The organism is Empedobacter falsenii, assembly GCF_019308355.1.
GTDB lineage: Bacteria > Bacteroidota > Bacteroidia > Flavobacteriales > Weeksellaceae > Empedobacter > Empedobacter falsenii_B.
On the sequence record NZ_JAAGKM010000065.1, the window covers coordinates 1 to 9,791 of the forward strand.

Sequence of the window (9,791 nt, forward strand, 5' to 3'; positions counted from 1 at the left end):
TACTCAAAACTCAGAACTTACAACCCGCGTTAGGGATAGTAGTGGAAATCCTTTTGTAGAAATTGGATTTTCCTGTAATCACTTCCAATTTTCTTCTACAAAAGATTGCAACGGATAGCCCGACCGAAGGGAACGCTATAATAATACGCATTTGAATGAAGAATTTTTATATATTTAGGTTTTAAAGTAAACAGGATATGAAACCATTTAATGTGCGTGTATATGCGTTATTGGAACACAAGGGAAAGGTATTGGTGATTCACGAGCCGTTTCAGGGAGAGTTAATTTATAAGTTTCCTGGCGGTGGATTGGAGTTTGGTGAAGGAACAAAAGATTGTATAAGGAGAGAGATAAAAGAGGAATTGAATTTGAAAGTAGAAGTTCATGAACATTTTTATACACAAGATTTTTTTGTGTTGAATGCTTTTGATTCGACAGAACAGGTTTTATTGATTTATTATAAAGCGACAATTACAGAGAAAGCATTGGATAAATTGAAAGTTTTGGATGCGGATATCAACGAATTGTTGTGGTTATCCAAAGAAGAATTGAATGTAGAGAAATTTACGTTAGACGCAGATAAAGTGGTAGTTGATTTGTATAAAAAAGAAAACTTCGAATCTTAAGACTCGAAGTTTATTATTTTTTGATCATCAAAATACTGTATAACGGCGTATTTCATTAACAAGGTTTGTTCATTTGTTTTGAGAGGTGGTAAATCTTCCAACAACTCAAAATGTGGCCAACCATCTGGATCTAATCCATCGAAACGATAAAAACCAAAAGGTTCTAACACGCGACAAACTGCAATGTGTAATAAATTGAGTTTATCATCTTTTTTGAATCGTTTTTTTCCTTGTCCTAATTCTTGAACACCGATCAAAAAAAGAATCGTATCTAAATCTGGTCTTTCACCGTCTGTGAAATTTTGTTGAAAGAATTCTTCAATCAGTTTCCACTTGTTGGTGTTTGATGATGATTCTTCTGTAATTTTTGATATATCCATTTAGAATTTACGTCCTTTGTGACGCATATGTGGGTTTTGTAATTGCGAATTACTTACGTTGAAACGTTTCATTTGATCATTCATCATTTTGATTTGATCTGTAAACATTCCTTTCGAATCGTTTTTCTTCGCTTCTTTAATGTAACCTTCCGCTTCTTTCTTTTTACCTTTTGACATTGCAGCTCCAGCCAAAGATAAATTAGCCATTGCTCTGTCATGATCAAACGATAAACCGTAGTTTAAGGCTTCTTTCATATATTTTTCTGAAACCCCTACATTGTCCTGCGCTTCAGTAATTCCCATCATGTAGTGGTAATATCCCATTTGTTTAGGAATTAATTCTGATGATGGATTTTTGATCTTTTGTAACCATTTTTTCGCTTTTGCCATATCCTCTTTACGTAAAAACCAGAAAGCTAACAAGATGTTTTCGTTTCTGAAATAGAATAAAATTGGAAATACAGTGACTAATAACGAAACAAATCCCCAACCGTATTCGCGAATGGTAAACAAAAAGATTGCTAAAACGATTAATACAGCGGCGATTACTAATTTAATGTATTTGTTCATCGATTATAAATATGATTTGATATTATCTGCAATTTCGATCATTTTCTCGGCAGATAATTGAAGTTTTGGATTTGAGAAATTGATATCTTGCATTGTATTTAGAGGAACCAAATGCACATGTACATGTGGTACCTCTAAACCAACAACAGCTACGCCAACGCGTAAACAAGGTATTGCTTTTTCTATAGCTTGTGCAATTTCGTAAGAAAAGTCCATTAAACCTAAATAGGTTTCTTTGTCTAAATCGAAGATTTTATCGACTTCTTTTTTCGGGATAACCAATACATGACCTTCTACCAAAGGAAAAGCGTCCAAAATAGCGATGTACTTATCGTTTTCGGCAATTTTGTATGATGGTATTTCTCCGTTTATTATTTTAGTGAAAATGCTTGCCATATGTTTTTTAATTTTTGAAATCTTAGTCCAAAGATATTTCTAAAATTTCAAAATTTAAAGTCATTCCGTTAGGTAATTTAATTTCTGCAACTTCTCCAAGTGATTTTCCTAACAATCCTTTTGCGATTGGAGTATTCACAGAGATACGCATTTTAGCTAAATCAGCTTCAGATTCAGGTACCAAAGTGTACACTAATTCTTGTCCGTTCGCTGTATTTTTTATTTTAACTTTTGATAATATTGATACTTTAGAATGGTCTAATTTAGATTCATCAATTACGCGTGCATATGCTACAACTTCTTTCAATTTAGCAATTTGCATCTCTAACATTCCTTGAGCCTCTTTTGCAGCATCGTATTCTGCATTTTCAGATAAATCTCCTTTATCACGCGCATCAGCAATTTGTTGCGAAATTTTTGGACGCTCAAAAGTTTCTAACTGATGAAGCTCTTCACGCAACTTTTCTAATCCTTCTTTCGTTACATATTGTATATTTGCCATAACAACAATGTTTAATTAATTTTTTATTAAATAGGTCTTATAAAATAAATAATCCTACACATATGTAATACTATGCGCAGGACTATTTAGTTATTGTACTACAAAGATAATAAAAAAAATACAGCAAATTAAAAATGAAACAATTTATTAAAACGATTCTAAATAAGGTTATTTTGGTTTGTGTTTTTGCTGGCTTATTTCAAGGCTGCAATTCAGATGATGGTACAGTAAGTTGTGTGCCAAATACAATTGTGAATGTATCAATCAATATCAATTTACCATTATATTCTAATCTAAATAATCCAGGAGGATGGGTATATGTTGATGGAGCAACAGCAGGTTCTAGAGGTTTGATTGTGGTACGTACAGCTTCTGGTTTCAAAGCTTACGATCGTAATGCACCGCATATTTGTCCTGGTGCAGAAACCACTCTGTATGTAAAGAATGACATCAGTATTGTGTGTGATGCAGATAATTCTGAATGGATTTTATTGACAGGACAACCTACAAAAGTAGCGAATAGAGCGCCAAGAACATACCAAGTGTATGTAAATGCAAATGGAACGCTTACAATAACGAATTAAATTTTTTATCTAAAGTTTTTTTAATTCACTCAAAAAATAATAATCTTTGCAGGCATCGAAATTATACTTCTTTATTATGCATGCATAAATTTTTCGAATTGTTTTTGAATTAAATTATTTTTAAAAAAAGATAATTTCGTTGTAAAGATTACTCAAATCCATTATTTTTGGTAAATCAAAATTTTATCAATTAAAAAATATTAATAATGAGCATTATTTCGCATATCCATGCAAGACAAATTTTAGATTCTCGTGGTAACCCAACTGTAGAAGTAGACGTGTATACAGAATCAGGTGTTTTAGGTCGTGCAGCTGTTCCATCAGGAGCATCTACAGGAGAGTATGAAGCAGTAGAATTACGTGATGGTGGAGACTTGTACTTAGGTAAAGGAGTTTTGAAAGCTATCGAGAATGTAAATGAAGTGATTGCTCCAGAATTAATTGGTTTTTCTGTTTTCGAACAAAATTTAATCGATCAAGTAATGATTGATTTAGATGGAACTGAAAACAAAGCTAAATTGGGTGCTAATGCAATTTTGGGTGTTTCTTTGGCGGTAGCAAAAGCTGCAGCAGAAGAATTAGGTTTACCATTGTTTAGATACATCGGAGGAGTTAATGCAAACACATTACCAGTTCCAATGATGAATATCGTAAATGGAGGTTCTCACTCTGATGCGCCTATTGCATTTCAAGAATTCATGATTATGCCAGTTCAGGCAGAATCTTTTTCTGATGCGTTACGCAAAGGAACAGAAGTTTTTCATGCATTAAAGAAAATTTTACACGACCGTGGTTTATCTACAGCAGTAGGTGACGAAGGTGGTTTTGCACCAACTTTTGACGGTACAGAAGATGCTTTAGATACTGTAATTTCTGCAATAGAAAAAGCAGGTTACAAAGCAGGTGAAGAAATTATGATTGCATTAGATTGTGCATCATCAGAATTCTATCACGATGGAAAATATGACTATACAAAATTCGAAGGAGAGAAAGGAGCTATCCGTACTTCTGCAGAGCAAGCAGCTTATTTAGCAGAATTGACAGAGAAATATCCAATTATTTCTATTGAAGATGGTATGGATGAAAACGATTGGGAAGGTTGGAAAATCTTAACAGATAAAATCGGTAAACGTGTTCAAATTGTTGGAGACGATTTATTGGTAACGAATGTAACTAAATTAGAAAAAGCAATTGATGCTGAAACAGCAAATTCTATCTTAGTAAAATTCAATCAAATTGGTACGTTAACAGAAACGATCAAAGCAGTACAAATGGCGCAAAATGCACGTTATACAGCAGTTATGTCTCACCGTTCTGGAGAGACAGAAGATGCTACAATTGCAGATTTAGCTGTTGCTTTGAACACAGGACAAATCAAAACTGGTTCTGCTTCTCGCTCTGATCGTATGGCGAAATACAACCAATTATTACGTATTGAAGAGATTCTTGGAGAAACTGCAATTTTTCCAGGGCTTAAGGCTTTTAAAGTTAAGCGATAAAATAATTTGAGACTGATATTTATCAGTCTCAAATTAATAAAAAAAGTGTAAATTACGCAATAAATAATATAAACTATAAAATGTCAGATAAGGTAATATTAAATTACAACGGAAATGAGTTGGAGCTACCTGTTACAACTGGTACAATGGATGAAAAATCTATTGATATTTCCAAGTTAAGAAGTGCTACTGGATTAATCACAATGGATCCAGGTTACAAAAATACAGGGGCATGCGAATCTAGAATTACATTTTTAGATGGTGAAGAAGGTAAGTTGATGTACCGTGGATATCCTATTGAACAATTAGCAGAGAAATCTTCTTTCGTAGAAGTAATGTATTTGTTAATCAAAGGAGAATTACCTACACAAGCTGAATTAGATAAATTTATCGCTGATATTAATGAGTATAACTATGTGTCAGAAGATTTAATCAAAATCTTAGATGCATTCCCAAGTTCTGCTCACCCAATGGGAGTATTAACATCTTTAACAGCTGCTTTATCAGCATTCAACCCAAAAGTTGTTGATGTTACTTCTCCAGATGATATGTACAAAGCGGCAGTTACTTTATTAGGTAAATTCCCAGTATTAGCGTCTTGGACACAAAGAAAAATTAAAGGATTACCAGTTAACTACTCTAACGATAAATTATCTTATGTAGAAAATTTTTATCAATTATTATTCAAAAAACCAGGTCAAGAATTAGACTTAGATCCAGTTATTATTGATGCAATTGACAAATTATTAATCTTACACGCAGATCATGAGCAAAACTGTTCTACATCAAGTGTACGTTTAGTAGGTTCTTCTCATGCAGGTTTATTTGCTTCTATCTCTGGAGGTATTTCTGCATTATGGGGACCATTACACGGAGGTGCTAACCAAGCAGTATTAGAAATGTTAGAAGCGATCAAAAATGATGGTGGAGATGTTGAAAAATACTTAGCTAAAGCAAAAGATAAAAACGATCCATTCCGTTTAATGGGATTTGGACACCGTGTTTATAAAAACTTTGACCCTCGTGCGAAAATCATCAAAGTAGCTGCGGATAACGTTTTAGAGAAATTAGGAATCAATGATCCTATTTTAGATATTGCGAAAAAATTAGAACAAGCTGCTTTAGAAGACGAGTATTTCAAATCAAGAAACTTATATCCAAACGTAGATTTCTATTCAGGAATTATCTACAAAGCGTTAGATATCCCAACTGAAATGTTTACAGTTATGTTTGCTGTTGGACGTTTACCAGGATGGATTGCACAATGGATGGAAATGCGCGAAACAAATCAACCAATTGGTCGCCCTCGTCAATTATACACAGGAGCACCATTACGTGATTACGTTGAAATTGAAAACAGATAAGAATTTTCTTATTTATCATATAATCCGAAAATCAAACTTTGATTTTCGGATTTTTTTTAACAATTAATTTTTAGAGATTGTTTGTTTAAAATATGTTAAAACCTTATTTTTAAGTAAATTAAATTTTGTAACCATGAAATTTGAGAAAATACATAATAAAGGTCAAGCGCAAATCTTCGAAAACAAATACCTCGAAATGTTGACAAAAGGTCATCCCGCAGTTATTTGGGGAATGTACATTCCTCTACTTTCCTATTGTATTTATTATGGAATTTCTAGTTACGATTTATCAGTCTTAACAGTTGTCAGTCTATTTTTTGGAGCGATGTTATTTTGGACTTTATTCGAATATTTTGCACATCGTTATCTTTTTCATTGGACAGCCGAACAACCAAGTCTAAAACGAATTGTTTACATTTTTCACGGGAATCATCATCATTATCCGCGCGATAAACAACGTTTGTTTATGCCTCCAGTTCCAAGTATTCTTTTGGCGTCAATCATTTTCTTGATTCAATATTTAATTTTAGGGAAATATGCCTTTGCTTTCTTTCCGGGGTTTATGATTGGCTATTTATTGTATGCATCTATGCATTATTTGATTCATGCTATTGCACCACCTTTCAAGTTTATGAAACCACTTTGGCGCAATCATCATTTGCATCATTATAAAGACGAAGAATTAGGCTTTGGCGTTTCAAATACCTTTTGGGATCGTATTTTCGGAACAATGTTCGATCTAAAGAATGAAAAAGAAGACAAAGAAAAAGTAAAAGAATTGATGTTTGAGAAGAAAAGTTAATTTTTCGTATCTTCCGTCAAATTAATCACACATATAAAAATGAAAAAATATACTTTACTTGCAATTGGATTACTTGCTTTCAATCAAGCAAACGCGCAGTATTCTAAAGAAAATCAAAAGAAATATGTCGAAGAATTAGCCTCTGATGCTATGCAGGGTCGAAAATTTGGAACGCCCGAAAATCGATTGGCTGCTGAATTGATTGCTGAAAAATTCAAACAAAATAAATTAAAACCTTGTGTTGGTGATTCATATTTAATCGAATTTGAATATAAAGGCAAAACAGGACAAAATGTTTGCGGAATTAAAGAAGGTAAATCGTCTGATATTTACGCTGTAGGTGCGCATTTTGATCATGTTGGAACAGATGACAAAGGTGAGGATAAAATTTTTAATGGAGCAGATGATAATGCAAGTGGAACTTCGGCTGTAATGGCTTTGTCTGATTATTTCAAAAACAAAAAAGTTAAGCAAACTATGATGTTTATGGCTTTTGATGCGGAAGAAATTGGATTAATTGGCTCTAAAATGTTGGTAGAAAACACAGATTTTCAGTCTTATTTACCAAATATGAAAGTGATGTTGAATTTAGAAATGATTGGAACTGTTTCTGCTTTCGGCGAAGGAAAAGTATATATGACAGGTAGCGACCGTTCGGATTTGATGAATTTGATGAATAATAATTCTACTAAAACATTCAAAGTTGAAAACGACCCTTATTTGCAGCAACAATTATTTTATCGTTCGGATAATGTAAATTTTGTGAATCATAAAGTGGTATCGCATGCGCTTTCTTCTGTAAACATGGAGAATCAACATCATTATCATCAAAAAAACGATGAAGTTTCGGTGATTAATTTCGAAAATCTGTCAGAGATTACACAAGGAATTGGACATTCTTTATACGAAATGATGAAGAAAAATATTCAACCAAAATATAACAACTAATGGATAAAGCAATTAATATTGTTAGTATTGCGGTTATTGTAATTTTATTGTTAGCGTTTTTATCAGAAAAATTTTTCCCAATAAGAGGTCTTGAATTGTTTTATGAGAAAAAGTTTTATCTCGCAATTATCTATTTAATTTTAAGAGTTTCCAGAATTTCTATTCTTAGAAAATCAAAATAAATTTTTAAATCCGTTCCAATTTCAGAACGGATTTTTTAGTACCTTTTATTTACTTAAAATAAATGTATGGAAGGTTATTTAGAAATTGTTTTGCGCTGTATTTCGGTGTATTTTTTTATGTTAATTGCACTTAGAATTTTTGGTAAACAGCAATTATCCCAATTAAATACGGCTGATGTAATCTTAATTTTATTAATTAGTAACGCTGTACAAAATGCAATGGTTGGTTCAGATTCGAGTTTGCAAGGAGGATTGATAGCAGCTTTTGTATTGTTTCTTTTAAATTTTATTGTCAAAAGAATAATGTTGAAAAATAAATTTTTAGGAAACTTAATTGAACAAAAATCTGAAATTTTAATCCATAATGGAAAAGCTGATTTTACAATGTTGAGCAAATTGAGAATTAATTCGGAAGAATTGAACGAAGCAATGCGCGAACATGGTGTAGAACATATTAAAGATGTGAAATTGGCGATGATGGAGATTGATGGAAATATCTCAATAGTGACAACGGATAAAAATCAATTTAAGGAAACGCATTATAAACGCAAGCATAATCACAAAAATTTGCAAGGAACTAATTAACAGAATATGGAAAATAATTTAGTAAACGGGATTATCAAACAATTCCAGTATTATAAACATTTGGGTGAAAAAACATTTTCACAATTAACGGATGAAGAATTGTTTTGGCAATACAATGAAAACTCAAATAGCATTGCGATTATCGTGAATCATCTTTCAGGAAATATGTTGTCGCGTTGGACTGATTTTTTGACAACAGATGGTGAAAAAGAGTGGCGAAATCGTGATGAAGAATTTGAAGATAGAATCAAAACTAAAGAACAACTTTTAGATAAATGGGAGAAAGGTTGGAAGTATTTGTTTGATGCTTTAGCACAAATTAAAACCGACGAAGATTTACAGCAAATTATTTATATCCGAAATGAAGGACATACAGTAATAGAAGCGATTAATCGTCAATTGGCGCATTATCCGTATGATGTTGGTCAAATTGTTTTTATAGGAAAATTAATAAAGGACAATGAATGGAATTCACTTTCGATTCCGAAGAATAAATCAGCAGATTATAATCAAACGAAATTTTCTTCAGAAAAGAAAACACAACATTTTACAGATGAGTTTTTGAAATAAATTTTAGTTAAAGTGTTTTTAATTGAATTATTTATCTTAAATTACATAAGAAACTTAGGTATATGAAAGATGTTCAATTTTATAAAGGAACTCTGCAACCGATTATTTTAAAACTATTACAAGATCATAAAAGAATGTATGGTTATGAAATCATTCAAAAAATTAGAATTTTAACGCAAGATGAATTTGAGTTAAAAGAGGGTGCATTGTATCCTATTTTACATAAGCTGGAAGCTGAGAATATAATTGAAGTGGAAGCTGAGCGAGTAGAAGGTCGAATAAGAAAATATTATAAGTTGACTGAGTTTGGAACTAAAGAATCTGTAAAAAGAATTCAATTGTTAACAGAAACAATGCTACAAATCCAAAAATTATTGAACCCTAAATTGATTTAATCATGAGAAAAATTTCTGCTTTTGAAGTTCAAAAATTAATCGATTTTACGCGTCAGCATTATGTTGAGTATTATGATTTGCAATTGGAATTAGCCGATCATTTGGCTTGTGGAATTGAAGAACAATGGGAAATAAATGAAACTATAACTTTTGAAGATGCTTTACAAAATGAATTTAAGAAGTTTGGAATATTTGGTTTTTCTGAAATTGTAGATAAAAGAAGGTTTTCGCTTCAAAAAAAATACAATAATTTAATTTGGAGACAGTGTCCAAAAAACTGTGTAAACATAAAATAAGGTGGGTTAGTAATCCACCTTATTTAATTTTATTAAATTTATAAAACACAGTTTATTATGAAAAAATCTGTAACACAAATCATCCAAGAACA

Annotated in this window: 15 protein-coding genes; 11 read left to right on the forward strand and 4 right to left on the reverse strand. The window is 31.9% G+C overall.

The window, feature by feature from the left end; translation table 11 throughout:
- The first annotated feature begins 197 nt into the window (after positions 1-197).
- Positions 198-626: an NUDIX hydrolase gene (locus G0Q09_RS14155; RefSeq protein ID WP_219035366.1), complete on the forward strand. Its 429-nt coding sequence runs from the start codon at positions 198-200 to the stop codon at positions 624-626.
- On the opposite strand, the gene G0Q09_RS14160 is transcribed toward G0Q09_RS14155, so the two are convergent.
- Genes G0Q09_RS14160 through greA form a run of 4 tightly spaced genes read right to left on the reverse strand, consistent with a single transcriptional unit; the run spans position 623 to position 2,474 of the window.
- On the reverse strand, positions 623-1,006 hold the full coding sequence (locus G0Q09_RS14160; protein WP_219035367.1) for a hypothetical protein: 384 nt from the start codon (positions 1,004-1,006) through the stop codon (positions 623-625). The genes G0Q09_RS14155 and G0Q09_RS14160 overlap by 4 nt on opposite strands.
- The gene (locus G0Q09_RS14165) at positions 1,007-1,576 is read right to left on the reverse strand and encodes a tetratricopeptide repeat protein (RefSeq protein ID WP_219035368.1); all 570 of its coding nucleotides are present in this window, start codon (positions 1,574-1,576) and stop codon (positions 1,007-1,009) included.
- Positions 1,577-1,579: 3 nt separating this feature from the next.
- Entirely contained in the window at positions 1,580-1,972 is a 393-nt protein-coding gene (locus G0Q09_RS14170; RefSeq protein ID WP_114999218.1) for an HIT family protein, read from the reverse strand.
- Positions 1,973-1,994: 22 nt separating this feature from the next.
- A complete protein-coding gene (gene greA, locus G0Q09_RS14175; protein WP_219035369.1) occupies positions 1,995-2,474 on the reverse strand; it encodes a transcription elongation factor GreA in 480 nt (159 codons plus the stop codon).
- Positions 2,475-2,608: 134 nt separating this feature from the next.
- On the opposite strand from greA, the gene G0Q09_RS14180 reads away from it, so the two are divergent.
- The 10 genes from G0Q09_RS14180 (at position 2,609) to G0Q09_RS14225 (ending at position 9,699) form a co-directional block, all read left to right on the forward strand.
- Entirely contained in the window at positions 2,609-3,058 is a 450-nt protein-coding gene (locus G0Q09_RS14180) for a hypothetical protein (protein ID WP_125350642.1), read from the forward strand.
- Between the two features lie 206 nt (positions 3,059-3,264).
- The gene (gene eno, locus G0Q09_RS14185; RefSeq protein ID WP_038333789.1) at positions 3,265-4,557 is read left to right on the forward strand and encodes a phosphopyruvate hydratase; all 1,293 of its coding nucleotides are present in this window, start codon (positions 3,265-3,267) and stop codon (positions 4,555-4,557) included.
- Between the two features lie 80 nt (positions 4,558-4,637).
- Positions 4,638-5,921: a citrate synthase gene (locus tag G0Q09_RS14190; protein WP_219035370.1), complete on the forward strand. Its 1,284-nt coding sequence runs from the start codon at positions 4,638-4,640 to the stop codon at positions 5,919-5,921.
- Positions 5,922-6,054: 133 nt separating this feature from the next.
- Positions 6,055-6,723 carry a sterol desaturase family protein gene (locus G0Q09_RS14195; RefSeq protein WP_219035371.1) on the forward strand — a complete coding sequence of 223 codons (669 nt, stop codon included), beginning with the start codon at positions 6,055-6,057 and terminating at the stop codon, positions 6,721-6,723.
- 39 nt (positions 6,724-6,762) lie between these two features.
- Positions 6,763-7,671 (forward strand): M28 family metallopeptidase, encoded by a 909-nt coding sequence (locus G0Q09_RS14200; RefSeq protein WP_219035372.1) that lies wholly within the window; start codon positions 6,763-6,765, stop codon positions 7,669-7,671.
- Positions 7,671-7,853 carry a hypothetical protein gene (locus G0Q09_RS14205; RefSeq protein ID WP_038333804.1) on the forward strand — a complete coding sequence of 61 codons (183 nt, stop codon included), beginning with the start codon at positions 7,671-7,673 and terminating at the stop codon, positions 7,851-7,853. Before G0Q09_RS14200 ends, G0Q09_RS14205 begins: the two co-directional genes overlap by 1 nt.
- A 66-nt stretch (positions 7,854-7,919) precedes the next feature.
- On the forward strand, positions 7,920-8,438 hold the full coding sequence (locus G0Q09_RS14210) for a DUF421 domain-containing protein (protein WP_219035373.1): 519 nt from the start codon (positions 7,920-7,922) through the stop codon (positions 8,436-8,438).
- A 6-nt stretch (positions 8,439-8,444) separates the two neighbouring features.
- Positions 8,445-9,008: a DUF1572 family protein gene (locus G0Q09_RS14215; RefSeq protein ID WP_125350648.1), complete on the forward strand. Its 564-nt coding sequence runs from the start codon at positions 8,445-8,447 to the stop codon at positions 9,006-9,008.
- 62 nt (positions 9,009-9,070) lie between these two features.
- On the forward strand, positions 9,071-9,403 hold the full coding sequence (locus G0Q09_RS14220) for a PadR family transcriptional regulator (protein ID WP_125350649.1): 333 nt from the start codon (positions 9,071-9,073) through the stop codon (positions 9,401-9,403).
- Between the two features lie 2 nt (positions 9,404-9,405).
- The gene (locus tag G0Q09_RS14225) at positions 9,406-9,699 is read left to right on the forward strand and encodes a hypothetical protein (protein WP_219035374.1); all 294 of its coding nucleotides are present in this window, start codon (positions 9,406-9,408) and stop codon (positions 9,697-9,699) included.
- Positions 9,700-9,791: the final 92 nt, after the last annotated feature.